Origin of the sequence: Mangrovimonas futianensis (genome assembly GCF_021245805.1) — a bacterium.
In the GTDB taxonomy this organism is placed as follows: domain Bacteria; phylum Bacteroidota; class Bacteroidia; order Flavobacteriales; family Flavobacteriaceae; genus Mangrovimonas; species Mangrovimonas futianensis.
This window is the reverse complement of the sequence record NZ_JAJJNF010000002.1, coordinates 23,105-48,997: the sequence shown is the minus strand read 5'-3', so window position 1 is coordinate 48,997 and position 25,893 is coordinate 23,105. Positions and strand designations below refer to the sequence as shown.

The following is a 25,893-nucleotide window of genomic DNA, read 5'->3' as shown; positions in this document are numbered from 1 at the left end:
AAACATACCTATTTGAATAAATTAGGGTTTTTCAACAAACGATAACATTTCATTAACTAAATCGGCAATTTCTTCTGGGGGATTCCCGTGGTCAAAAGCGGGAGTTTGAAAGGTTTCTCCATTCTTGGTTATTTTCAAGGTAGCAAGGAGTGCTCCATCAAATTGATGATCCTTAGAAGGAACCTCAAGGTTTTTTAATTCTTCTAATTCCAATTTATTAGCTTTTTCTAAAATGGAGGATAAAGCCTCCAAATTAAGTTCTTTACTGGAAGGAAGTCCTCCCCTTGTTTTTTGATAACTAATCGAATTGTCATTCAAGGTCACTTTCAAAAAGGAACCTCTTGTTGTAGCAGAATATTCTAGAATGTATGGGTTTTGTGTCATTGTTTTTTGATTGGAAACCTTAATTTGATTGGCTATAATAAGGGTTTTGTTATCCTCATCTTTTAGGTATAAGGTGTTATTCTTGAATTCATAATTTTTTACCTGATCCAATAATTTCAGGAAATGATCTTCAACTTTCATCCCTTCTCCTGGGCAGAGTTTTTTGGTTGTTGCTAATGGACCAAAATTCAACTTTTTGTCTGATGTCTTATAATTGCCCGTAAACCTGTTGCATCCCGCAAAACCAGAAACCATTTTGTTTTCATCATTAAACTCCATAGTTAGTTTTGAAGGTAATGTGGTTAAACCATCAATAGTTGAAATTTCATAAGTTCCGCTAATCATGGTAGCAGTTTCCTTGGCGCTTCCACAAGCATTGAAAATAAGTGAAAAGCATATGATATAAAGAAGTTTCATTAGTATCTTTTTAGTGTTTCAAAACTAATATTACAAAAAAGAAGCCAAACTGAATGTGAAAGCTATGGTAAATAAAAAAGCGCTCTATTTTGAGCGCTTTTAATATTTATGAGAAGAATCTTAGTTTCCTGCCAATGAAGCTCTAGCTCCACCAGACTCAAACAAAGCTCTCATTCTAGTATTTTGACCATTCGTAAACATATACATACAATCATCATAGACATAATCCATGTAGTTCATAGTCATATCTGCTGTTTGACAATTTACGGTTGGATAAGAAGGACAACCATAGTTAGGTCCATTTGATGGAGGTGTGTCCTGTACAAAATCATCTTGCTTACATTGACCATCACCCCAGATATGACGTAAGTTTAACCAGTGACCTACTTCGTGAGTTGCTGTTCTACCATGGCCATAAACGCCTCCAGCAGCATTTTCACCAAAGAAATCAGTTCCAATTACAACACCATCAGTTGAAGAAGGTCCTCCTGGAAATTGAGCGTAACCTAAAATTCCACCACCAATTTCACATACCCAAATATTTAAATAGGTAGAAGGATCTGTTACATCTATTCCTCCTTGACTACTGTGCTTCATAGCATCATTAGTTCCCCAAGAGGATTGGGTGCTAACAACTCTATTTACAGCATGAAGTGTAAAGGAGATACCACAATCTGCTACATCACCAGAAAATTCAGAAGGTACACCACTTGTGTTTGAGTTGTTATTGTTGAAATCCTCATTTAAAACAGCTATTTGCGAGTTGATCTGTTGAGTTGTCACTTGATTAGAATATTGCTCTATGATATTCACTACAACAGGGATGCTTACTGGATCTGTGAAGCCTGGATCTGGGTCAGTACCACCGCCACCGTTGTTTCCACCACCATTTCCATTTCCGGCGCCATCTGGCTTTTTAGCAGCTATGGCAGCTCTTAAATTGTATTCTATATCATACATTGTTTGTTCTAAACCTGGATTCTCATTTAATAAGCGGTTTAGGTTCACCATGGAATGGCAGGATTTCTGTCCAGAGGCTACACGTGATTGCTCATCAATGTCAGCATCGGTGTAAAGATAGAAGTCACTCATGTCAACTTTAGCCTGTTGATCATTGTTCATAGTTTCTTTGGAGTCATTACTACATGAAGTAGCAAAAATCATGGCCAAGGCGGCCATACTTAAAATTACTTTTTTCATCTGATTCTATAAATTTTGAATTAAGTGAATCGGAAGATATAAAAAACAGATTACTATCTAAAAAAAATGTTAAAAAATAATAGATATTTCGATGAATGACCTGAAATTTTCACGTTTAGATCAAAAAAAAGACACTTATTTTAAGTGTCTTTTTTACAAATAATATGGAGGTATTTTTCTTTAGATGCATATTTTAACACCGCCTGCAAGACCACCATGATGTACGGTAATGACCAGCGTGTCTCCTGATCCAAAATCTTCAAATGCGGTGGCTAAATTTCCTTCTACACAGGACTGCGTATAACAGTTACTACCAACTTGACTTGTTCCTGAAGGGCAATTCCATACCTCAAGCCCGTCAAACGAAGTATGTTCACCATTTCTTTCAAAATATTCAAAATCCCTAATAGTTATTTTTTGGTCATCTACTAGTATCTTATAAGTGGCCATGAGTAAAAACTCGTCCTCTTCAATTGCTCTTTCAAGATCATTATTAATTTCTCCTATTTTTGTTAGGGCTTGTTGCTTATCAAGAATATTAAATTCAAATATTTCTTCTCCAGAAATCTTTAAGTTTGGAAGAGATATATTATCTAATTTTGGGAGTTTATCTGTGTTTGAATTTTCATTTTCACTACACGAGAAAAGAGTTAGAATAAAAAAAACTAATACAAATGTTTTTTGATAAAGTCTCATGGCTTTTGGGTTTATAGGTTATTGAACCTTAAATAAATAAATAAATAAATATCAAAAAATCCAAAAGAAAATAGATTAATTTTATTCTTGATTTATCACGACAGCATCATCTGAGCTTTTTTTACCCCCTCGACCAGTTGGTCAATTTCTTCAAACTTATTGTAAAAAGCAAAAGATGCCCTTACTGTTCCAGGAATTTTGAAATAGTCCATGATCGGTTGGGCACAATGGTGTCCTGTGCGAACAGCAATTCCCATTTTATCTAAGATGGTTCCTACATCATAAGGATGGATTCCTTCTAGATTAAATGAAATCACCGATGTTTTATGTTTTGAAGTCCCATATATTTTCAGACCTTCAATTTCTAAAAGCTTTTCAGTCGCATAAACCAAAAGTTCATGTTCGTAAGCTTCAATATTTTCTAAACCTATTTGATTTAAGTAATCTACGGCAGCCCCAAAAGCAATGCCACCACAAATGTTTGGCGTTCCAGCTTCAAATTTATGTGGCAGATCTGCGTAGGTTGTTTTCTCAAAAGTAACTTCGGCAATCATCTCGCCACCACCTTGATAGGGGGGTAATTTATTTAACCATGTTTCTTTTCCATACAGTATGCCTACACCTGTTGGCCCACACATTTTATGGGCAGAAGCCACATAGAAATCTACATCCAAAGCTTGTACATCAACTTGAATATGGGGACAGGCTTGGGCGCCATCTACCAATACCGCTGCTCCAACTTCGTGTGCCTTTTGAATGATATGTTCAATAGGATTGATAGTTCCCAAGGCATTCGATATATGATTTACAAATACCAATTTGGTTTTATCAGTAAGTAAGTTTTCAAATTGTTCAATGACCAATTCACCTTCATTGTTCATTGGGATGACCTTAAGAATAGCTCCTGTACGTTCACAAAGCATTTGCCACGGTACAATGTTACTGTGATGCTCTAAGGCGGAGACTATGATTTCGTCTCCCGATTTTAACAAAGCAGAAAACCCATTGGCAACCAAATTAATACCATGGGTAGTTCCAGAAGTCATAATGATTTCAAAAGCATGTTTGGCATTAAAATGCTTTTGAATGGTGTGTCTGGCTTGTTCGTATTTATCGGTAGCTTCTTGACTTAATGCATGAACGCCTCTATGAATGTTGGCATTATAGGAGCTGTAATAATCTACAATACAATCAATGACCTGTTGCGGTGTTTGCGAGGTCGCTGCATTATCAAAATACACCAAGGGTTTATCATTGACTTTTCTTGAAAGAATGGGGAAATCTTTTCTTATGTCCTGAATGTCTAGGGCCATAAATTTATTTTATAAATCAAACCCAATATTCACCCCAAGCTTTTTGGCTATGAGTTTGGTGATTCTTCTTTTAATTTCGTTGATTTTGACAGATTCCAATACCGTGTTACTAAAAGCAAACATCAAAAGTGCTCTTGCCTCTTTTTCTGGAATTCCACGAGATTTCAAGTAGAATAGCGCTTCTTCATCCAACTGACCAATAGTACAACCGTGAGAACATTTTACATCATCAGCAAAAATCTCAAGTTGTGGTTTGGTGTTAATTGTAGCTTTGTCATCTGCCAAAATGTTATTATTGGCTTGGTAGGCATTTGTTTTTTGCGCTTCTTTTTCAACAATCACTTTCCCGTTGAAAACACCTGTAGATCGATCCCCAAAAATTCCTTTGTAATCCTGGTGGCTTTCACAATTAGGCTCTATGTGATGAACAAGGGTATTGTGATCTACATGTTGCTTGTCTCCAATAATGGTAATTCCCTTTAAGGTAGAATCGATTCGTTCCCCGTGTTGGTAGAAATTAAGATTATTTCTTGTTACGTTTCCTCCAAAAGAAAACGTGTGAACTGAGGCAATACTTTCTTGTTTTTGTTTGATAAACGTGTTATCAATTAAAGACGCATTCAGATTATCGTTCTGAATTTTATAATAGTCAACAATAGCTCTCTTATTGGTGAAAATTTCAGTAACACTGTTAGTCAAAACCGGGTTGTCTGTTAAGCTTTGGTGTCTTTCGATGATTTGAACATGCGAATTTTCATCTACAACAATTAAGTTGCGAGGTTGTAACATCAAAGAAGCTTCAGAACCTGTAGAGAAATGAACTATTTGTATTGGTTTTTGAACCAGTTTGTTTTTAGGAATATGAATAAAAGCGCCTTCTGTAGCAAATGCTGTATTCAATGAGGTCAAACTTTCTTTATTGGCCGCCTTGTTGAAATAGTTTTCAATCATGATGCGGTACTTAGGCTTTGATAGCGCTGCTGACATAAGGCAGACATCCATTCCCTCGTGTGTGGTTTGGGACAAATGGGACGAATATTTCCCGTCAATAAAGATGATTTTGAAGGTGTCAATATCATGAATCAAATAGGGCTTGATCGCATGATACTCAACGGCAGTCTCTTGCTTTGGGAATAAACTGTAATTGTGTTTTAAAACACTGTTGAGTGAGGTATATTTCCAAGCTTCTTGTTTTTTTGTTGGAAACCCTTGTTGTTCAAAATTCTTGATGGCCTCATTTCTTATCTCGTGAAGAGGAGAGCTGTCTTCCAAATAATCTTCGACAGCAAAAAATGAGGACACTAATTTATCTTTTAAATCCATTTGTATAAGTTGCAATGTTAAAAAGTTTGAAAGCTAAAATTTGGTCTATTTTCTGCTTCAACTTCTTGACGTTTTACGTTTTTCATCAGTGCTATGCACCTACTTCTTCCTTAATCCAATCGTAACCTTTGGCTTCTAACTCATGAGCCAATTCTTTGGAACCAGATTTTACGATTTTTCCATTGTAAAGAACATGTACAAAATCTGGCACTATGTAGTCTAATAATCTTTGGTAGTGTGTAATCACGATGACCGCATTGTCCTTACTCTTAAGTTTGTTAACACCATTGGCAACAATACGAAGTGCATCGATATCCAATCCAGAATCGGTTTCATCCAAAATAGCCAATTTAGGTTCTAGCATAGCCATTTGGAAAATCTCATTACGTTTCTTTTCACCACCCGAGAATCCTTCGTTTAAAGAACGCGATAGGAACTTTCTATCTATTTCCAAAAGTTCTGCTTTTTCACGAATTTTTTTAAGCATTTCGTTTGCTGGCATTTCTTCTAAACCTTGAGCTTTACGGGTTTCATTGATAGCCGTTTTCATGAAATTGGTAACTGATACACCTGGGATTTCAACCGGGTACTGAAAGGATAAAAAGATGCCTTTATGGGCACGTTCATCAGCTCCCAGTTCATCCATAGGCTCATCATTCAATAAAATCTCACCTTCTTCTACTTCATAATCTTCCTTACCTGCAATTACAGATGCTAGGGTACTTTTACCAGACCCATTAGGCCCCATAATAGCATGAACCTCTCCAGGTTTAACCTCTAGATTGATTCCCTTTAAAATATCCTTGCCTTCAATGCTGGCGTGTAAGTTTTTTATCTTTAACATACGCTTTTATTCTCCTAATTTTATGACATTGTTTGTGCTTTCAGTGGGCTTACTTACACCTAATATTTCTACAATTTCTACACGGTAATCCCAACCTTCTTCTCCCTCTGGTTTCGGAATGATTTTTCCTTTAATAGAAACGGGAACCATGTCTGTATCTTCTTTTTTGTAGGGTTTAACCATATCATCCAACTCATGCATTTTTTCGTTGATGATAACTCCATAAATTTCTTGAGACGTTTGTAATACAGCGGCATCTGCCAAATAAACAAACTCTCCTTTCAATTCCTTTAAGTCTGCTGAATCGCTTGCTTGATTCGTGTCATTTTTACAAGCAGAAATTGCAGTGAGCATCAATAAAAACAAAAGTTTTTTCATATGATTTTTATTTATGATTATCCTACCGAGCCTTCAAGGCTGATTTCAAGTAATTTTTGAGCTTCTACGGCAAATTCCATAGGGAGTTTGTTTAATACTTCCTTACTAAATCCATTCACAATTAAGGCAATGGCCTTTTCTGTGTCAATACCTCTCTGGTTGCAATAAAAAATTTGGTCTTCTCCAATTTTACTTGTGGTAGCTTCGTGTTCTACTTGAGCGGTTTTGTTTTTTGCTTCGATGTATGGAAACGTATGTGCACCACATTCATTACCCATTAATAAACTATCACATTGTGAAAAGTTTCGTGCATTTTCCGCTCTGGAATTAATTTGTACCAAACCGCGGTAACTGTTCTGGGATTTTCCAGCCGAAATACCTTTTGATATAATCGTAGATTTGGTGTTTTTCCCAAGGTGAACCATTTTGGTTCCAGTATCAGCTTGTTGAAAGTTGTTGGTCACGGCAATGGAGTAAAATTCACCTACCGAATTATCACCTTTCAACACACAACTAGGGTATTTCCATGTTACGGCACTACCTGTTTCTACTTGAGTCCAGGAGATTTTTGCATTTTTCTCGCATAATCCTCTTTTGGTCACAAAGTTAAAAACACCACCTTTTCCTTCGCTATTTCCTGGGTACCAGTTTTGAACCGTTGAATACTTAATCTCCGCATCATCCAAGGCAATCAATTCTACAACAGCAGCATGCAATTGATTTTCGTCTCTCATAGGTGCAGTACAACCCTCAAGGTAACTTACATAACTTCCTTCGTCTGCAATTACCAAGGTTCTTTCAAACTGTCCTGTTCCTGCTTGATTGATTCGGAAATAGGTAGAAAGTTCCATTGGACATCTTACTCCTTTAGGAATGTAGCAAAAACTACCATCACTAAATACGGCACTGTTCAAGGCAGCATAAAAATTGTCCTTTTGAGGTACAACAGTTCCAATGTATTTTTTAACCAATTCTGGATGCTCTTGAATGGCCTCTGAAATGGAACAGAATATGATGCCTTTTTCAGCAAGCGTTTTCTTGAAAGTAGTCGCGACAGAAACTGAATCCATAACCACATCTACTGCTACACCTGTCAGTTTTTTTTGTTCATCTAAAGAAATACCAAGTTTGTTGAAGGTTTCCAATAATTCAGGATCTACTTCATCCAAACTTTCATATTTAGGCTTTTTATTGGGAGCTGAATAATAGGAGATGGCTTGAAAATCTGGTTTTTTATAGGTTACATTGGCCCATTCAGGTTCCTCCATTTGAGTCCAAGCGCGGTAGGATTCCAATCGCCATTCCGTCATCCATTCAGGTTCGTTCTTCTTTTTTGAAATGGCACGAACTATCTCCTCGTTTAAACCTATAGGAAGCGTGTCAGATTCTATATCGGTATAAAATCCATACTCGTATTCCTTGGTTTTTAATTCTTCTCTTAAGTCGTCTTCAGTATATTTAGCCATAATGTCTCGCTTCAAAAACTATAGTGAAAAAGATTCACCACAACCGCAGGTTCTGTTGGCATTAGGATTGTTGAACACAAATCCGCTTCCGTTTAGGCCTCCAGAGTAATCTAAGGTTGTTCCTATAAGGTACAAAAAACTCTTCTTGTCAACAATGATTCTCACACCATTATCTTCAAAGACCTTATCGTCCTCCAGTTGTTCTTTATCAAATTTTAAATCATATGATAACCCAGAACAACCACCACTTTTAACTCCTACGCGCACAAAATCTGCCGAAGAGTCAAATCCATCTTCAGTCATTAATTCAACGACTTTTTTTCTAGCTGTATCAGATACTTTTATCATAGTTATTTAGAAAATTTCCAAATTGGATGCAAATATACAATATAAGTAGGGTTTTACCTCATAACCTAACATTATATTAGCAAATAGGTTAATAGGCAATCATTATAGTGGGATTCATTCCCTTATTTCTGAAATACTACCGTTGTAAGTGATGGGATCGCGATGGGAACTGCTCACGTACATAGAGGCAGATCCTTTACCACTTATGGTTAAATTAATCTGATAATTTTCAGATTTTTCATGGGCCTTAAACTTGATGATGATCCTTTGCTTTTTGTCGTTAAATTCTGTTTCAAAAGAAGTGTCTGTTGACTCAAAACGAATGCCTTCATTAGTAGACCCTACCATTCTTACAATTCCAAAGTAGGGCAATCTAGCGGTAACGGTATCTTGTTTAACTATTAACTCATTATAGTTTGTAGTAAGGTCAACCCTTCGGCCATTTCTAGTATTTAACCATTGTCCTGTAAACTGAAACTCACCCGATTTCACCAATTTTTTGGTTTGCTCATAGGCAAGCTCTTTTGCTTGTTGTTTCAATTCTTTTTTTGTTTGACTAAATGCTTTAAATGCTGGGTTAGCACAAAGAAAACAAAACAGTAATACCCAATGTTTCATACCAATGTTAATACAGTTTCTAAGATTAACAAGTTACAAAAAAATGAAAGAATTGATTTGAAATTTAAGGAATGAAATCTGGGTTGTTAAGGAAGGATGGGTCTGATAATGATAGTAAAAAAGCTTTGAGGTCCGCTTTGTCTTGTTCGGTTAATTGCACTCCGCCTTGGTTTACTGTTTTCATAAGTGGATCTACAGTAGGTGAGTTTTGAAGACCTTCACTATAGTGATTGATTACTTCATCTAAGGTTGCAAACCTGCCATCGTGCATATAGGGCGCCGTGTAGGCTAAATTTCTGAGTGAGGGTGTTTTGAATTTGCCATTATCGGCAGGATCTCCTGTGATGTCCCCCAAGCCATTATCTGAGAATGTACTGTCTAATGCGTTATTGTGAAAAGCGTTATCAGTCCATAATGGATTGTTTGGATTTCCGTGGCAATGAAAGCAGTCGCCTCGGTCTTCATCCATAAAAACAGCTAAACCATTTTGTTCTTGTGGCGTCAAGCTGGCTGTGCCTAGAAAGTAATTGTCAAATTTTGAGTTGGCAGAAATAAGTGTTCTTTCAAATTGGGCTAAGGCTTTGGTTGCCAAGTTACGCGAGATGGGTGCGTTTCCAAAAGCTGCTTGAAATAACTCTGGGTACTCAGAGTGGTTAATTAATCTGTCTACAACTGTTTCCCATGTATTTGCCATTTCAGTAGGGTCTTCAACTGGTAGGGAGGCTTGATGTTCCAAACCGAAGGAGCGCCCATCCCAAAAAAAATGTTCATCAAAATTCCAAGCCAAATTAAATAACGGCATGGAATTTCTGATTCCTAAATCGCCGTTGACTCCCGTGCTGAAGGTATTGCTATCTGTAAAACTGTTTTGTGGCATATGGCAGCTTGCGCAAGCTTGTGAAAAATCTAGGGATAGAATTGGGTCAAAGAACAATTTTTTTCCCAAGGCAATACCTTCTTCCGTTTGTGGATTGTCTGCAGGGATTATAGGATCAATTAATTGATTTTCAAAAACTTGAGGGATGTTCAAGGGTGATGGTGTTGGGCCGGCAGGGATGTCAACATATTCCTCTGAAGAATCATTGGAGCATCCTAAAATGATAAAACCTAACAATAATAGCTTGTAAAAAGTTTTCAAGTCAACCTATTTAATTGGTTACCTGTCCTATACTAAATGCAGTGGCTGCATTTTGTTGCATCATTTTTTGGGCATCATAATTTGGCATGAGGGAACTACTATATTGATTTAGGTCCCAAAGGTTAGGGTTTTTGAAAAGTTCGGCCAAATTGAATTGAATTTCGATTTCTGTATTATGGGAAATGAAAATGCTGTTTGTAAACTCAAAATTGACAAAGTTTTGCTCAAACTCTGTATCATTTAGTTTAGCCGTCCCATGGTGATAATTGTAAGGGCTCGCAATAGTGGTGTCTACGTTAAACATACCATCCATTTGTAAAAAATGATAGCCACCACCTAGCATTTGAGGCCAATTCCATGATACTGAATTCAATTCCGGATAAGCGCCGTCAATATTGTCCATCTCGTTGAATCCATAAACAAATTTAAGAGTATAGAGGCCTTCTGGTAAAGAGCCCTCGGGACTAAAAAGCGACGTACTGGGGTCTGAAAGATCTACTAATTGGTAACCGTTCAAGATGAAAATATCACCGTCAGCATTTTCAAAAACTATTTTCGAAATCAAATATCTAAGATTAGAAATATTTAAGGTTTCGCCATGAGCATTAGTGAATTGGGTGGTTATTAAATCATCAATGCTTACATCGGTTCCATCCCAATTTTGAGTAAACCTAAATGTAGGAGTTGCCAGATTTGATAGATCAAGGTTATCATCCTTGTCTTCAAAGCAAGAAATTAATAGAAGGCACAGGCAAAAGCTTAATAATCTTTTCATTTGGTTTTTAAAATTAACAAATCTGTAAATCCTTTGTTTTCGGGTATGTCATAATCTGAACTACTTGATTCACCAACAGCAATAATTCTGCCATCATTTAGTTTTACGGCATCATAAAAGTAATCAATTTGTGAACCGCCAATGGACCAGGACTTTAAAACAAGACCTTCTGGATCTATTTCCATTAACCAAGCGTCATTTTGTCCATTGTTGGTGCTTAAATCACCATTAATGCTCCTTGAACTACCTGAAATAATATAGGTGTTAGAGGTAGTTTTAAAAACAGATCTTCCTGCATCAAACCCTGTACCTCCAAACGATTTTTCCCACATTATATTGCCTTCGGAGCTTATTTTAACAAGCCAAAGATCGGCTGCGCCATGATTTGATGAAACATCTTCATCTTGACTTCTCGTATCGCCCACAATCAAATAGGCACCATCAGTAGTTTTGGTGATGCTTCGAGCTTCATCAATTTCAGATCCGCCAAGTGATTTTTCCCAAATAATGTCGCCATTGGTTTTTGAAATTTTAATGACCCAAAAATCATAGGTCCCCTTATTGCTTGAAATATCTACATCATTACTGTCTGATGAGCCAACCAAAATAAAGGCATTATCATCTGTTTCAACCACGTCATAGGGAGTGTCTGTAAAAGAGCCTCCATAATATTTGCTCCATTCTATATCTCCAAGAGAATTTAGTTTCAAGCCCCAATAATCACCTCCAGCATGCTGTACTTTATTTGTGTTTCCAGCGCCTCCCGATGCTGTTACATCCAAGATTCCAGAAATAAAAAGACCACCATCTGTAGTTTCAATAACCGAAAGACCTGTGTCTGTACCAGAGTAGCCAAAAGAATGCTCCCAAAGGATACTGCCCTGAGAATCTAATTTAACCAGCCAATAGTCTTGCAATCCTGCATTTTCGGAAACATCTAAATCACTACTTGATGAATGACCAATAATGACGTAACCACCATCTGCCGTTTGAATGATTCCATTACCACGGTCATCGCCACTTCCGCCATAAGTTTTGGACCATTCCAACAGGTCAAGGGCATTAAATTTCAACACCCAAAAATCAAAACCTTCTTCATTCTTGTCTTGAATGTCTCCATCTGCACTTTGGGTATGTCCTAGAATAGCATAACCACCATCCAATGTAGGAATAATGGATTGTCCACTTTCATTTTTTGAGCCCCCCAAGGTTGTAATCTCCAAAGTCTCTTCTAGCACTGGGTCTATCGAAGCTGAATTTTCTTCGGAACACCCAAGGAAAATAAAACTAAGAAGTATAAGAAGTATTGGTAGACCAATTTGCTTCATTTTTTGCTTATTGATGTTTTACAATGAAAAGACCACGATCAATATCGCTTATAATGATGTTACCACTATTGAAAAAGGGGTAAACATTCCACGCTCCATGAAAACCTGTATTATCGTTTTCTGGGTAGGTATCAAAAAATCCTACTTCCGTCATGGATTGTGAGCCTATTCCAGAAATGTCAACAAATCTCACCCCAGCATTGTAATTGGCCAAATAAAACATATTGCCGTTAACATACCCGTTGTGATCTATAGCAGCCGTTGGGCCAAAATAATCGAAGTATAGGTTTGGATTGTCTAAATCTGTGAAATCAAAAATGAGTGTTCTGGTGTTATTCCCGTAGCTCATTTCGTCCACTTCATCTCCAAGTACAAAATAGGTCATGTCGTCAGTAAACCATCCTTGATGCGTATATCCAATGTTGTTGTAAGTTACGGTGGAAATAATGGTTGGGTTTGATTTATCTGTTACATCAACAAGCACCACATTATCTGCATTGCTGCCGATTAAAATTTCATGATTTTGGTAGTCTTGGTCTGGACCATTATAAGTTACGACTTGAGCGTCATGTGAATAGCCGTCCCCAGAAAAGCCACCTTCACCTATTGGATTTAAAGGATTTTGAATATTAATAAAATGTGGTCCTCCCGATAAATTGGGCGCATTGGAACCTACGATATAGGCATAACCACTTTCTTCGTTGATTACAATATTGTGAGCTGAACCAAATCCAGAATAATGAGCATCTTCCGTGAATTGTACTGGAGGATTTTCAACATCTCTCAACTTTGTTAAGTCAAACACTTGCATTCCATGGTTTGCTGCTTCACTTACAATAAAGGCATAATTGTGATAAACTTTTACGTCTCTCCATGAGCTTGTAGAAGATGCTGTTGCCAACCTACCTAATAATATAGGTTCTGAAGGGTTTGAAATATCAACAAAAGCGGTGCCATGTGTTGAGCATACGAGAGCGTATTCTTTCCCTGAGATAGGGTCTGTCCAACCCCAAGAGTCATTTCCCTCGGCATTTAAAGCGCCGGCTAACATTTCTATGCTAATATGAGCCATCAAATCATAGGAATTGCAAGGATAAATATCTGCAAATCCATTCTCACAAGGGAATTGTGCGTCATTATTAGATGACGGTGGATTTTCAGGGTTTTCAGGATTTTCAATGGGATTTTCGTCAATAGGGGTTTGATCATTCAGGGGTTCAATATCATCTTCGTTACAACTAATGAACATGAATGTGGCACATAACACAGTAGCGATTAAATGGGCTCTTTTCATTTGGGTAAAGCTTTGTTTTTAAATCAGGAGGAAAGATACAAAGCTTTTTCAAATTAGGATAGGTTCTTACATATTCTATTCCAATTAGGTAGTCAAAATCAATATTTTGCATGTTTTCGTGGATTAATTAAGCTTAGGGTTTTAATTTTGCAGTATGATTGAAGATAAAAACCAAAGTAAAACAGATTTGGGGCAATTAGGAGAATTTGGATTAATTGACCATTTGACCAAACATTTTGAAATTAAGAATAAATCGTCTATCACAGGAATTGGAGATGATGCTGCTGTTCTAGATTTTGATAAGAAACAAGTGGTAGTAAGTACCGATATGTTGGTAGAAGGGGTTCATTTTGACCTAGCCTATATGCCTTTGAAACATCTGGGATATAAGGCTGTTATGGTTAACTTGAGCGATATTTATGCCATGAATGCCAAGGCAACTCAGATTACAGTATCGCTTGCTGTTTCCAATAGATTCCCGTTAGAGGCATTAGAGGCGTTATATGCGGGCATTGAAACTGCAGCAAAAATATACAATGTAGATGTCATTGGAGGCGATACAACCTCCTCAACCACAGGATTGATTCTTTCTGTTACTGCTATTGGAGAAGTAGATTCGAAAGATGTGGTTTATAGAAAAGGTGCAAAACCTAATGATTTAATTGTTGTTACCGGAGATTTGGGAGGGGCTTATATGGGACTTCAGGTATTGGAGCGAGAAAAGGAAGTGTTTAAGGTGAATCCTCAAAGTCAGCCCGATTTAGAACCTTACACATATATCATTGAAAGACAATTGAAACCTGAGGCAAGAAAGGATGTGATTGAGTTATTCAAGTCCTTAGATGTAAAGCCAACTTCAATGATTGATTTGAGTGATGGCTTGTCTTCAGAGACCATGCACCTATGTAAACAAAGCAATGTAGGTTGTGAGCTTTATGAAAACAAAATCCCATTAGATCCGCAAGTTATTTCAACATGCGAAGAGTTTGATATTGATAGTACGACCATAGCGCTAAATGGAGGTGAGGATTATGAGCTTTTGTTTACAATTGATCAAGGTGATTATCCTAAAATTAAAGGAAATCCCAATTTTACGGTTGTTGGTTTTATCAAAGAAAAGGAAGCTGGGATGCAATTAATCACTCGGGGAGGAACGAGCATTGAATTAAAAGCCCAGGGTTGGAATTCTTTTTAGATTTAAGCCGTTAAGCAACGTCGCTTTTTCGCCTTCTTTTTTTTGTAGACATCATTCAAAATGGAATTGATTTCACGGTATTTATCTGTTAATGGCCTGAGATGGCCATTTTCACCGGTGGTCATTTCCTTTTTGCAATGAATGCACTTAAATTCTTTAACATGGGTGGTCACTTCTTTGGTCACTCTGAATTCATGGCCAGCGAAGGAGCAAATAAAATTCTTCATAGCTATACTTTGTTCATAGGACGTGACAAAGTATATAAAAAAAAATCGAAAATTAGAATGAATCGACTAGCAAATTTGGGTTGAAAAGGTTTTTTCTTTTAAACGTAGAAGACGTTTGCTATACATTTCTTCTAGTAAATTATTGATTTCCCTGTATTTAGGTGTTAAAATAGTAAGGTTTCCATTGCTGTTTGTGGTTAGTTGTTTTTTACAACATTTACAGGTGTATTCGTTGACGTGTTGTGTTACTTTTTTAGACACTTCATAATGATGTCCAAACAAATCACAATACATTCTCGTAATGGAAAATGAACGGTTGGTGTTGACATTTTTATTCATGGCTGTTAGATTTAGTGTTCTAACTTAGGAAAAAATGTCTTTAAAATAGTCAAAAGGCATTTAAAAATCGACGAAATGCACCATAAAGTCAGATAAATCTTCCAAATTTTCTATATAACTCATGTGTCCTCCGCTTAATTCCAAAATCTCAACATCCGAATTTTCAAAGAGTTGACGTGTTGATTTTGGATTCATTACAGGGTCATGTTGACCAATAACAATCATTTTCTTGCATTCTAATGACTTAAAAAGGTCTGTGCGGCTAGGTCTTATTTTCATCCCTTCCAATGCGGCTATTATTCCTTGAACGGGCGTTTTTAAGGCCTGTTTTTTAATTTGGAAAATCTCGTTTTGGAAGCGTTCCCTGTTCTCTGGAGCAAATAAATTGGCTACAGACATGCCAACAAACGTCTGTTGGTTATGTTTAACTGCCTTAATAGCTCGATCTCTATTCTGCTTTTTTTCTTCTGAATCTGGTTCTGAAGTTGAATTCACCAACCCTATGCCGTTAACTTTGGAAGGGAATAATTCTGAAAAAGCCAAAGAGACATAGCCTCCCATAGAATGTCCAATAATTACTACGTCCTTAATGTTTAAATGATTTAATAAGGCATTTATAGACTTGGCCATATCTTCCATGGTATGGATATAGCCCAAGCAAGGGGTCTTACCGTGACCGAATAAGTCAATAGCTATCACACGATGTGTTTTGGAAATAACCAATGCAATTTCTTTCCATATCGTAAGGTCTTCCAAGAAACCATGCAGTAGCACGACAGTTTTTCCTTCACCGTTATCCGTATAGTTTATAGCGACGTTCTTATAATTATAAATCATCTAAGAGGGTTATAATGCAAAGATAAAGGGTGTTATATTAATTGAGTTGTTTAAAATTAAGATTTTAAATTTTTTATTACTGAAAAGGCGCGATCTACCAAATCGTCTTCAACCAAAACGGTAAATTCGTTGGTAGTAGAAACGACTTCGTATAAAGATATGCCCTCCCAAGCGAGTCTTTTAAATATTTGATAATACAAACCGGGTATTCTTGAATTGTTGACTGGGAGGTTAATGCTAATGGCAGACAAGTTTTTATTGAGACCTATTTGTTTTTCATTTTTAAAACAACTCATTATTTTTTCTGATTGGGAGCTGGAAATAATGATATTGCTTTCTAAGATACCTCTTGTAAAGGCATAGAAAATATTTGGAGAATTATCTATTTGCTCTAAAATTTTTGAATGACTATTTATTAGGGATGGTGAATTCTGAAATGTGAAATCGCTGAGGTCAGAACGTACCGTAATGTCTCCAAGGCTTTTCATAGCTTGTTTCAATTTTGGGGTTGTTCCAATGTTAGAAGGCGCATGATACCTTCTAAGTGCCATCATAATGGCTCCCGATTTGATGTTTTTTTTAAGCATGCTTTCTACTTGGGGTTTTAATTCCTCTGCTAAAGCAGAAAAGTTTACGATATTTCTATGGAGCGCTTCTTCCAAAAAGGGTTGGTTAGCCAAAATTTCTTCCACACAAGATGCTGTTGTTTTCATTTTGTTAAATAATTAACATTATGTGCAAAATTAGACTAAATTTTTTATTTATAATGTTTATTAGGAGTTCCATGAATAATTTAGCGCCATTAAATTACTAGAAACCATGTTGGTACTTAAATTTGGAGGAACGTCTGTTGGGTCTGTTGAGAACATGTCCCATGTTAAAGACATCATTAATGATGGACAGCAAAAAGTGGTTGTACTTTCCGCTATGTCTGGCACAACCAATGCGCTGGTTGAAATTTCAAATGCATTAAAAGGAGGGAATGCTTCATTAGCACTTTCACTTATCGATGCCTTAAGATCTAAATACATCGAAGTTATTTCTCATTTGTTTGAAGATGAGATGTTGGCTGTAGAGAGCGAACAATACGTTCGTTGGATTTTTAAAAACATCCAAGATTGTGCCCAAGAATTTTATACAGAGAGATCCTATAATCAAATCGTGGCTCAAGGAGAATTCCTTTCGACCTTTTTGTTTAGTAGGTTTTTACAACAGGAAGGAATCAATGCTCAATTAATTTCGGCTTTGGATTTCATGAGAATCGATAGAACCAATGAGCCTGACATGTTTTATATCAAACAAAATTTGAATAGAATTTTGACTGAAACCGAACCGGCCGATATCTATATTACACAAGGATTTATTTGTTTGGATGCTGAGGGTTATGTAGCGAACCTACAACGTGGCGGAAGTGATTATACTGCAACTATTATTGGTGCGGCAATTAAGGCTACAGAAGTTCAAATTTGGACAGATATTGATGGATTCCATAATAATGACCCTAGACATGTGCCTGACACACATGCCATTTCCAATTTGTCATTTGATGAAGCAGCTGAGCTCGCCTATTTCGGGGCTAAAATCTTGCATCCCCAAACAGTGATGCCAGTTCGTGATCTGGATATTCCAGTCAGGCTAAAAAATACCATGGAACCAAAAGCGTATGGTACATTGATTACCAATGAAATTCATGGGGAAGGTATAAAAGCTATTGCGGCCAAAGATGATATCACGGCTATTAAAATCAAATCTGGTAGAATGCTTTTAGCTCATGGGTTTTTGAAAAAAGTTTTTGAGGTTTTTGAGAAATATGAAACCTCTATTGACATGATAACTACATCAGAAATCGCTGTGTCACTAACGATTGATGATATCACCTATATACGTGAAATTGTAGAAGAACTTAGTAAGTTAGGTTCTGTTGAAGTAGATAGTTATAGAACTATTGTTTGTTTGGTAGGAAATAATATCGTGTATCACCCAGATACCCCTAAATTATTCCAAATCATGCAGGATGTCAACGTGCGAATGATAGCTTACGGAGGAAGTAACAACAACATATCCCTTTTAATCAATACAAGCGATAAATTAGAGACCTTAAGGAAACTAAATCGTTATGTATTTGAACCTGAATTAGTATAGGTTCTGAATTAAGTGAAAAAAAAGGATGGTTTAAAACCATCCTTTTTTGATTTATGAATTCATCAAGGCTTCGATTTCCTCGGCTTCAATAGGAATATTCTTCATAAGATTTAAGGGTTCTCCTTTTTCTTGAACAACCACATCATCCTCTAGACGAATTCCAAACCCTTCATCAGGGATATAAATTCCTGGTTCTACGGTGAAAACCATATTGGCTTTCATAGGTTCGGTTAAAATACCATAGTCATGTGTATCTAATCCCATGTGGTGACTGGTCCCATGCATGAAGTACTTCTTGTAAGCAGGCCAATCAGGGTTCTCATTTTGAACATCTGCCTTATCCAGCAATCCAAGTCCCAAAAGTTCTGAGGTCATAATTTTTCCAACTTCTACATGGTAATCGGCCCATAATGTTCCTGGCACCAATAATTTGGTTGCTTCATCCTTTACTCTCAAAACCGCATTGTAAACGGCTTTTTGTCTGTCAGTGAATTTTCCATTGACAGGAATCGTTCTGCTTAGGTCACTTGAATAATTGGCATATTCAGCAGCCGTATCAAATAGAATTAAATCACCATCCTGGCATTGCTTATTATTTTCTATATAATGCAAAACATTGGCATTGTTTCCAGATGCAATAATGGGTGTATAGGCAAAACCTTTGGATCGGTTTCTTAAAAATTCGTGCATCATTTCTGCCTCGATTTCATACTCCCAAACCCCTGGTTTTACAAATCCTAAAACTCTTCTAAAAGCCTTTTCTGTAATATCACAGGCTTCCTGAATCAAAGCGATTTCAACAGGATCCTTTACAGAGCGCAACCTTTGCAAAATAGGATTGCTTTTTGCCACAGAATGGGCTGGAAACTTTTCTTTTAGCCATTTATTGAATCGGTCCTCACGTGTTTGAGTTTCAATACTAGCTCTGTAGTGCTCATTAGTATTGATGTAAACCGTTTCACTTTGAGACATTAGTTCTTTAAAAATTCTCTCAAATTCTGAAAGCCAATAAACCGTTTTGATACCCGAGGTTTCAAGCGCTTTTTCCTTGGTTAATTTTTCACCTTCCCAAACAGCAATATGATCATTAGTTTCTCTTAAAAATAAAATTTCACGGTGATTTTCTTTGGGGCAATCTGGAAATAAAACCAAGATGCTTTCTTCTTGATCAACGCCGCTTAAGTAAAAAATATTACGATCTTGTTGAAATGGCATGGTGCTATCCGCACCTATGGGATAAATATCATTAGAGTTGAAAACCGCCAAACTGTTTGGTTTCATCTCAGATGTGAATTTTTTACGATTTCGAACGAAAAGCTGACTGTCTATAGGTAAGTATTTCATTTTTTAATTATTTTTTCCAAAGGTACTTAAACGCTTAATGTCATAAAAAAAATGGAAGCCAAACTTATCTTAAGGCCTTATGTTTTTTCAAGATTCAAGATTTATAATTGCTAATTGTTTAAAATCATTCTAAATACTTATTTAAAGTGACATAGATTTTCCTAAATTGTAGCGGTAGTATATCTTTGTGGGTATTTAAATTAAACTACAAAAATGAGCGGAATCTTTCATTCTTCGATCGGAAGAAAATTTGCCATGGCTCTCTCGGCTTTCTTCCTAATGATTTTCTTATTACTACATTTTTCTGTAAACTTAGTTTCCGTATTCAGTGAAGATGCCTTCAATCAAGCATCCCATTTTATGGGTACAAATCCATTGGTGCAGTTCTTAATGCAGCCAATCTTGATTTTAGGTGTTATTTTTCACTTTGTAATGGGCTTTGTTTTGGAGTTAAGAAACAAAAATGCACGTAGCATTAGTTACGCCAAGAACAATGGTGGGGCAAATTCTACTTGGATGAGCCGTAATATGATTTATAGCGGATTGGCAATTCTTGCCTTTTTGGTGCTTCACTTTATTGATTTCTGGTTGCCAGAGATTAATACGAAGTTCATTCAGGGAGATATTTCTGGTCTCAATATTGATGGCAATTTTAGATATTACGAAGAACTAGTTCATAAGTTTGAAAACCCATTACGAGTTGGAGCTTATGTGATTGCTTTTGTGTTCTTGTGCCTACACTTGTTGCACGGATTTATGTCGGCTTTCCAATCAGTTGGAGCTAATAATAAATACACAAAAGCGTTACAAGGATTTGGAAAGGCGTATGCCATTATTCTTCCAGTAGGATTTATTTTCATCGCATTATTCCATCATTTTAGTCACTAAAAAATTCTAATATGGCTTTAGATTCAAAAGTACCAAAGGGGCCCATTAAAGATAAGTGGACCACTTATAAAGATAAAATCAATTTAGTTAACCCAGCAAACAAGCGTCATATTGATGTGATTGTGGTTGGAACAGGATTGGCAGGTGGTTCGGCAGCTGCAACCTTGGCAGAATTAGGGTATAATGTAAAAGCATTTGCTTATCAAGATTCACCACGTCGTGCGCACTCCATTGCGGCACAAGGGGGGATTAATGCTGCTAAAAATTACCAAGGTGATGGTGATTCAACTTACAGGTTGTTTTATGATACTGTAAAAGGAGGAGATTACCGTTCTCGTGAGGCTAATGTATATCGTTTGGCTGAAGTATCTGCTAACATTATCGACCAGTGTGTGGCCCAAGGGGTTCCATTTGCTCGTGATTATGGCGGACTGCTAGATAACCGTTCATTTGGTGGGGTTTTGGTATCTCGTACCTTTTATGCCAAAGGTCAAACTGGTCAGCAGCTTTTATTGGGTGCCTATTCAGCGATGAACCGACAAATTGCTCGTGGAAAGATTGAAATGTACAACCGCCATGAAATGTTGGATGTTGTTGTTGTTGATGGAAAGGCTAGAGGTATTATTGCCCGTAATTTGGTGACTGGAGAAATTGAAAGACATTCAGCGCATGCTGTTGTGATAGCCTCAGGAGGTTATGGAAATGTTTATTTCCTATCCACCAATGCTATGGGAAGTAACGCCACTGCAGCTTGGAAAATACATAAAAAAGGAGCCTATTTCGCTAACCCATGTTATACACAAATTCACCCAACTTGTATTCCACGTTCAGGAGACTATCAGTCTAAATTGACTTTGATGTCTGAGTCCCTTCGTAATGATGGACGTATCTGGGTGCCTAAACACATGGACGATGTCATGGCTATTCGTGAAGGTCGTAAAAAGCCAACCGATTTATCAGAAGACGAAAGAGATTACTACTTAGAGCGTCGTTACCCGGCGTTTGGTAACTTGGTGCCTCGTGACGTTGCATCCCGTGCTGCTAAAGAGCGTTGTGATGCTGGTTATGGTGTAAATGCAACTGGAGAAGCTGTTTATTTGGATTTTGCTTCTGCTATTGAGCGTTACGGTAAGGAGCAGGCTAAAATTCACAATATTAAAGATGCTTCTAAAGCAAAAATTACCGAGCTAGGAGAAAAAATCGTTGAAGCGAAATACGGGAACTTATTCCAGATGTATGAGAAAATCGTTGATGAGAATCCATACAAAACGCCAATGATGATTTATCCAGCTACCCACTATACTATGGGTGGTGTTTGGGTTGATTACAACTTGATGACTACCATTCCAGGATGTTATTGCATTGGAGAAGCGAACTTCTCAGATCACGGTGCAAACAGACTAGGAGCCTCAGCTTTGATGCAAGGTTTGGCTGATGGTTACTTTGTATTGCCATACACCATCGGAGATTATTTGGCAGATGACATTCGTACAGGAAAAATTTCAACGGAAACCAAAGAATTTGATGAAGCTGAAAAAGCGGTTAAAGATCGCATCGATTTCTTCATTAATAACAATGGAACCAAATCTGTAGATCATTTCCACAAGCGACTAGGAAAAGTGATGTGGGATAAAGTTGGAATGGCTAGAAACGAGCAAGGTTTAAAAGAAGCTATGGCTGAGATTAAGCAAATTCGTGAGGAATTCTGGAAAGAGGTCAAAGTGCCTGGAGGTGCTAGTGAAATGAATCCGGAATTGGAAAAAGCAGGACGTGTGGCCGACTTTTTGGAACTAGGTGAATTATTCGCTAAGGATGCCTTAATGAGAGAAGAGTCTTGTGGAGGTCACTTTAGAGAAGAGTCTGTTGAAGAAAGTGGTGAGCAAAAAGGAGAAGCCAAACGTAATGATCAAGATTTTGCTTTTGTAGCAGCTTGGGAATACAAAGGAGAGCCTGCTGATGCCGTTTTACACAAAGAACAATTGGAATTTAAAGATATTGAACTAAAACAACGTTCATACAAATAAGATAGACATTATGAATTTAACACTTAAAATTTGGAGACAGAAAGACTCAAATACTAAGGGTCAAATGGTCGATTATAAAGTTAATGATATTTCAGAACACATGTCTTTTCTTGAAATGATGGATGTTTTGAACGAGCAATTGGTCAACTCAGGTGAAGAGCCTGTCGCATTTGACCATGATTGCCGTGAAGGAATTTGCGGTATGTGTTCGCTTTATATCAATGGGGAGGCACATGGGCCAGATCGTGGTGTAACAACCTGTCAATTACATATGCGTATGTTTAATGACGGCGATACCATTACCATAGAGCCTTGGAGAGCTACAGCATTTCCAGTAATTAAAGACTTGGTTGTTGACAGAACAGCTTTTGAGCGTATTCAACAAGCGGGAGGATATATTTCAGTAAATACCTCTGGTAACACTCAGGATGCCAATGCGATTCCTATTTCAAAGGAAGCGGCAGATGAGGCTATGGATGCCGCTACTTGTATTGGTTGTGGTGCTTGTGTGGCAAGTTGTAAAAACTCGAGTGCTATGTTATTTGTTGGAGCCAAAGTATCTCAATATGCGTTGTTACCACAAGGCCAAGTTGAAGCTACAGAACGTGTATTAAACATGGTTAAACAGATGGATGAAGAAGGATTCGGAAACTGTACAAATACTGGAGCATGTGAAGTGGAATGTCCAAAAGGAATTTCTTTAGAGAATATTGCACGTATGAACCGTGAGTATTTAAAGGCTTCCTTGAAAGGCTAATATTTAGATTTAAAATATTATATAAAATAAATTCTCCCAAGTGAAAGCTTGGGAGTTTTTGTCTATAGTCAACAGATGACCTCATGAAAGACCCAAATAACTTTTATCAACACCAATTAAAAATCCATCAGCAAAGCGTTGAAAGGCTCAACAAACAAATGTATGTTTTGAGTATGTTGAGGTTAACCGTGTTTTTATTGACCGTTGCAGGGGTTTATTTCTTTTTTGAAAACTTGCCATTGGCAGGCGTAATTTTCTTGGTTGGAAGCACTTTGTTCGGTTTGCTTCTTTTAAAGTACATGCGCATTAAAAGAAAGCGGAATCTTCACAAGGCTCTTGTAGGAATTAATGAGGAAGAATTGGAAATAGGTAAAGGCAAATTTCATCATCGGGATCAAGGAATACGCTTTAATGATGACTTTCATGAGTATGCCTATGACATAGATTTATTTGGTAAGGGATCCTTTTTTCAATTTCTTAACCGAACACGTCTGGAAGAGGGAAGTGAAACCCTAGCCCTCTTATTGAAAGCTAATGATGTTGAGAATATTGTTTCCAAACAACAAGCTATTCAGGAATTAGATAAGAAGGCTGAATGGCGACAGGAATTTGCAGCCATCGCCTCTTTAATTAAGGTTGAGGTTCCTGCCAACCAAATTTTAAAATGGTTAAAGGAGCATCAAAGCTTTGTGCCAGCCATGATGAGGTGGTTCCCAACTGTTTTTGCGTTGGGTTCTATATGTATGCTTGTTTGGTCGGCTTATGATTATAATCATTTGACTTTTTTGGGATATTGGTTGATGTTAGGACTAGGGATTACAGGAAAATACTTGAAGAAAATAAATGTCTTAGCTTCCAATTCTGATAAGGTAAAGGAGACCTTTAGGCAGTACGCATTGCTTCTAAATAAGATAGAAAATGAATCGTTTTCATCTGAAATGCTTCTGGCCAAACAACAGCAAATTCAAAGCCACCAAGAAAAGGCTTCCGCTATTTTTAGACAATTTTCCAAACACTTGGATGCCTTAGATAATCGAAATAACATGATAGGTGCCATTTTTGGAAATGGATTGTTTTTGACCGATCTTAAAAATAGTTATAAGATTGAAAAATGGATTCATCAATATCACCAAACAGTGGCTCATTGGTTTGAAGCGGTAACGTTTTTTGACGCCTATAATTCCTTAGGAAATTTTGCTTTCAATCATCCAGGTTATGTGTATCCAGAGATTGTAGATAATAGGTCTTGTATCAAGGCTGAGGGTCTTGGTCATCCTTTATTGCCGGCGCAGAAACGAATTGATAGCGATGTAGAAATAAATAAGGAACAATTTTTTATAGTCACTGGTGCTAACATGGCTGGGAAGAGTACCTTTTTAAGAACCGTTTCCCTGCATATCGTTATGGCCAATATGGGTTTGCCTGTTTGTGCCAAATCCAGCCAGTACCATCCGGTTAAATTGATAACCAGTATGCGAACCAGTGATTCTTTAACCGATGATAGTTCCTATTTCTTTTCCGAACTTACTAGATTGAAGTTTATTGTAGATGCTATTAAAGAGCAGCCCTATTTTATTATTCTGGATGAAATTTTGAAAGGAACCAATAGTACTGATAAGGCTATTGGCTCTAAAAAGTTTGTTGAGAAATTGGTGGCTTCAGATGCTACTGGTATTATCGCAACACATGACCTTAGCTTGTGTGAGATTGAAAAGGATTTGGAGCCGGTTAAAAACTATTATTTTGATGCCCAAATCATCAATGAAGAACTCTTTTTTGATTACAAACTTAAAAAGGGAATCTGTCAAAATATGAACGCCAGTTTTTTATTGAAGAAGATGGAGATTGTTTAATCTTGAATAATTTGAATTAAAACAGGAGAGATAGATTTAAGTTTGTAATGAGAATCATTATGATCTACCCGAATATCTTGAATAGTGATTGTGTCACCGATATTTAGATTTTGAATTATTTCTTTGGATTCTGGATTAAAACGATTGCCGCTAATAGTTAAGGTGTCATTTGAAGTATATAGGTTGAATTTTAATACTTTCCTCTTCATTTCCCATGAGAATTCTGGTATTTCCCATCCAATCGTTCCATTCATGATTTTGCTTTTGGATAACTTAATGGGGCAATCATTTCCATCACCTAACCCATTGATGGTGCCAATGGGTCTTGCGAGATCTTTTATTCTCAATTCCTTTTCAAAGGAAATTGAGTCGCCACTTTTAAAAAAGCCCTTGATAAAAACCTTGACTTTTAAACCGGATCCTGGTCTCAAATTGTAGTTTCCGTCTTTATCTTTACTAACGCCTATACCTGATATTTCTATTTTTTCCGCGTTATTAATAGTTGCACGAATTGGATTTGCAACCCCTCTGTAAACCACATTCATATTGGTTAGTTCTAGAGCAACATCATTCTGAGTTAACCTATTTTGATTTATTTGGGCTATCTGATTTTTTAGTAAGGTATTTTCTTGAATGAGTTCTTTCCTTGTCTTTTGGGAAGGCTTGCATCCGAAAATCAAGAAGAATATTGAGAAGGGAATGAAAAGAAATTTATTCATTATCTAATTTAAGCAATAATAAAAGTAATTATTTTTAATTTTAAAC

General features: G+C 36.9%; 26 protein-coding genes. 6 read left to right on the top strand and 20 right to left on the bottom strand.

All coding sequences use genetic code 11. From position 1 onward, the window contains the following. Positions 1–21: 21 nt before the first annotated feature. The 14 genes from LOK78_RS03030 to LOK78_RS02965 all read right to left on the bottom strand — a co-directional run bounded on the left by LOK78_RS03030 (position 22) and on the right by LOK78_RS02965 (position 13,522). Positions 22–801, bottom strand: a complete 780-nt coding sequence (locus LOK78_RS03030; protein WP_232633559.1) for an META domain-containing protein — start codon at positions 799–801, stop codon at positions 22–24. Between the two features lie 120 nt (positions 802–921). Next, a complete protein-coding gene (locus LOK78_RS03025) occupies positions 922–2,001 on the bottom strand; it encodes a zinc metalloprotease (protein WP_232633558.1) in 1,080 nt (359 codons plus the stop codon). A gap of 180 nt (positions 2,002–2,181) precedes the next feature. Beyond that, a complete protein-coding gene (locus tag LOK78_RS03020) occupies positions 2,182–2,697 on the bottom strand; it encodes a hypothetical protein (RefSeq protein WP_232633556.1) in 516 nt (171 codons plus the stop codon). A 95-nt stretch (positions 2,698–2,792) separates the two neighbouring features. Beyond that, positions 2,793–4,010 carry an aminotransferase class V-fold PLP-dependent enzyme gene (locus tag LOK78_RS03015; RefSeq protein ID WP_232633554.1) on the bottom strand — a complete coding sequence of 406 codons (1,218 nt, stop codon included), beginning with the start codon at positions 4,008–4,010 and terminating at the stop codon, positions 2,793–2,795. Between the two features lie 9 nt (positions 4,011–4,019). After that, positions 4,020–5,333 carry a Fe-S cluster assembly protein SufD gene (sufD, locus tag LOK78_RS03010; RefSeq protein ID WP_166957157.1) on the bottom strand — a complete coding sequence of 438 codons (1,314 nt, stop codon included), beginning with the start codon at positions 5,331–5,333 and terminating at the stop codon, positions 4,020–4,022. 91 nt (positions 5,334–5,424) lie between these two features. Continuing rightward, the gene (sufC, locus tag LOK78_RS03005; protein WP_053971013.1) at positions 5,425–6,177 is read right to left on the bottom strand and encodes a Fe-S cluster assembly ATPase SufC; all 753 of its coding nucleotides are present in this window, start codon (positions 6,175–6,177) and stop codon (positions 5,425–5,427) included. A 6-nt stretch (positions 6,178–6,183) separates the two neighbouring features. After that, on the bottom strand, positions 6,184–6,555 hold the full coding sequence (locus LOK78_RS03000; protein WP_232633551.1) for a hypothetical protein: 372 nt from the start codon (positions 6,553–6,555) through the stop codon (positions 6,184–6,186). 17 nt (positions 6,556–6,572) lie between these two features. Continuing rightward, the gene (sufB, locus tag LOK78_RS02995) at positions 6,573–8,021 is read right to left on the bottom strand and encodes a Fe-S cluster assembly protein SufB (RefSeq protein ID WP_232393816.1); all 1,449 of its coding nucleotides are present in this window, start codon (positions 8,019–8,021) and stop codon (positions 6,573–6,575) included. 18 nt (positions 8,022–8,039) lie between these two features. Continuing rightward, positions 8,040–8,369, bottom strand: coding sequence for a HesB/IscA family protein (locus LOK78_RS02990; RefSeq protein ID WP_053971016.1), 330 nt, complete (start codon positions 8,367–8,369; stop codon positions 8,040–8,042). A 114-nt stretch (positions 8,370–8,483) separates the two neighbouring features. Continuing rightward, positions 8,484–8,909: a DUF4251 domain-containing protein gene (locus tag LOK78_RS02985; RefSeq protein WP_232633549.1), complete on the bottom strand. Its 426-nt coding sequence runs from the start codon at positions 8,907–8,909 to the stop codon at positions 8,484–8,486. A 142-nt stretch (positions 8,910–9,051) separates the two neighbouring features. After that, on the bottom strand, positions 9,052–10,125 hold the full coding sequence (locus tag LOK78_RS02980) for a cytochrome-c peroxidase (protein WP_232633547.1): 1,074 nt from the start codon (positions 10,123–10,125) through the stop codon (positions 9,052–9,054). A 10-nt stretch (positions 10,126–10,135) separates the two neighbouring features. Continuing rightward, positions 10,136–10,900, bottom strand: coding sequence for an MbnP family protein (locus tag LOK78_RS02975; protein WP_232633546.1), 765 nt, complete (start codon positions 10,898–10,900; stop codon positions 10,136–10,138). Further along, positions 10,897–12,228: a hypothetical protein gene (locus LOK78_RS02970; RefSeq protein WP_232633544.1), complete on the bottom strand. Its 1,332-nt coding sequence runs from the start codon at positions 12,226–12,228 to the stop codon at positions 10,897–10,899. The genes LOK78_RS02975 and LOK78_RS02970 overlap by 4 nt, the downstream gene beginning before the upstream one ends. Positions 12,229–12,235: 7 nt before the next feature. Beyond that, positions 12,236–13,522: a choice-of-anchor B family protein gene (locus LOK78_RS02965; RefSeq protein ID WP_336246327.1), complete on the bottom strand. Its 1,287-nt coding sequence runs from the start codon at positions 13,520–13,522 to the stop codon at positions 12,236–12,238. A gap of 154 nt (positions 13,523–13,676) precedes the next feature. On the opposite strand from LOK78_RS02965, the gene thiL reads away from it, so the two are divergent. Then, on the top strand, positions 13,677–14,717 hold the full coding sequence (gene thiL, locus LOK78_RS02960; protein ID WP_232633542.1) for a thiamine-phosphate kinase: 1,041 nt from the start codon (positions 13,677–13,679) through the stop codon (positions 14,715–14,717). Positions 14,718–14,719: 2 nt separating this feature from the next. On the opposite strand, the gene LOK78_RS02955 is transcribed toward thiL, so the two are convergent. From LOK78_RS02955 to LOK78_RS02940, 4 genes are all read right to left on the bottom strand, one after another. Beyond that, complete coding sequence (locus LOK78_RS02955) at positions 14,720–14,944, bottom strand: DUF1660 family phage protein (RefSeq protein WP_053971022.1); 225 nt, start codon at positions 14,942–14,944, stop codon at positions 14,720–14,722. A gap of 66 nt (positions 14,945–15,010) precedes the next feature. Next, positions 15,011–15,283 carry a DUF1660 family phage protein gene (locus LOK78_RS02950; RefSeq protein ID WP_053971023.1) on the bottom strand — a complete coding sequence of 91 codons (273 nt, stop codon included), beginning with the start codon at positions 15,281–15,283 and terminating at the stop codon, positions 15,011–15,013. Positions 15,284–15,343: 60 nt separating this feature from the next. Next, on the bottom strand, positions 15,344–16,120 hold the full coding sequence (locus LOK78_RS02945; protein WP_232633541.1) for an alpha/beta fold hydrolase: 777 nt from the start codon (positions 16,118–16,120) through the stop codon (positions 15,344–15,346). A gap of 56 nt (positions 16,121–16,176) precedes the next feature. Further along, on the bottom strand, positions 16,177–16,833 hold the full coding sequence (locus LOK78_RS02940; protein ID WP_053971025.1) for a hypothetical protein: 657 nt from the start codon (positions 16,831–16,833) through the stop codon (positions 16,177–16,179). A gap of 106 nt (positions 16,834–16,939) precedes the next feature. On the opposite strand from LOK78_RS02940, the gene LOK78_RS02935 reads away from it, so the two are divergent. Beyond that, positions 16,940–18,262 (top strand): aspartate kinase, encoded by a 1,323-nt coding sequence (locus tag LOK78_RS02935; protein WP_053971026.1) that lies wholly within the window; start codon positions 16,940–16,942, stop codon positions 18,260–18,262. Positions 18,263–18,313: 51 nt separating this feature from the next. Here LOK78_RS02935 and LOK78_RS02930 read toward each other — a convergent pair whose 3' ends face one another. After that, complete coding sequence (locus LOK78_RS02930; RefSeq protein WP_232393823.1) at positions 18,314–19,606, bottom strand: aminopeptidase P family protein; 1,293 nt, start codon at positions 19,604–19,606, stop codon at positions 18,314–18,316. A gap of 213 nt (positions 19,607–19,819) precedes the next feature. On the opposite strand from LOK78_RS02930, the gene LOK78_RS02925 reads away from it, so the two are divergent. The 4 genes from LOK78_RS02925 (at position 19,820) to LOK78_RS02910 (ending at position 25,128) form a co-directional block, all read left to right on the top strand. After that, on the top strand, positions 19,820–20,494 hold the full coding sequence (locus tag LOK78_RS02925; RefSeq protein ID WP_053971028.1) for a succinate dehydrogenase cytochrome b subunit: 675 nt from the start codon (positions 19,820–19,822) through the stop codon (positions 20,492–20,494). 11 nt (positions 20,495–20,505) lie between these two features. Next, positions 20,506–22,518: a fumarate reductase/succinate dehydrogenase flavoprotein subunit gene (locus LOK78_RS02920; RefSeq protein WP_053971029.1), complete on the top strand. Its 2,013-nt coding sequence runs from the start codon at positions 20,506–20,508 to the stop codon at positions 22,516–22,518. A gap of 1 nt (position 22,519) precedes the next feature. Then, complete coding sequence (locus LOK78_RS02915) at positions 22,520–23,275, top strand: succinate dehydrogenase/fumarate reductase iron-sulfur subunit (protein ID WP_157492083.1); 756 nt, start codon at positions 22,520–22,522, stop codon at positions 23,273–23,275. A gap of 83 nt (positions 23,276–23,358) precedes the next feature. Further along, positions 23,359–25,128, top strand: coding sequence for a MutS-related protein (locus LOK78_RS02910; protein ID WP_232633539.1), 1,770 nt, complete (start codon positions 23,359–23,361; stop codon positions 25,126–25,128). Here the strand turns inward: LOK78_RS02910 and LOK78_RS02905 are convergent. Beyond that, positions 25,125–25,847, bottom strand: a complete 723-nt coding sequence (locus tag LOK78_RS02905) for a GldM family protein (RefSeq protein WP_232393825.1) — start codon at positions 25,845–25,847, stop codon at positions 25,125–25,127. The two genes, LOK78_RS02910 and LOK78_RS02905, sit on opposite strands and share 4 nt — an antisense overlap. Positions 25,848–25,893: the final 46 nt, after the last annotated feature.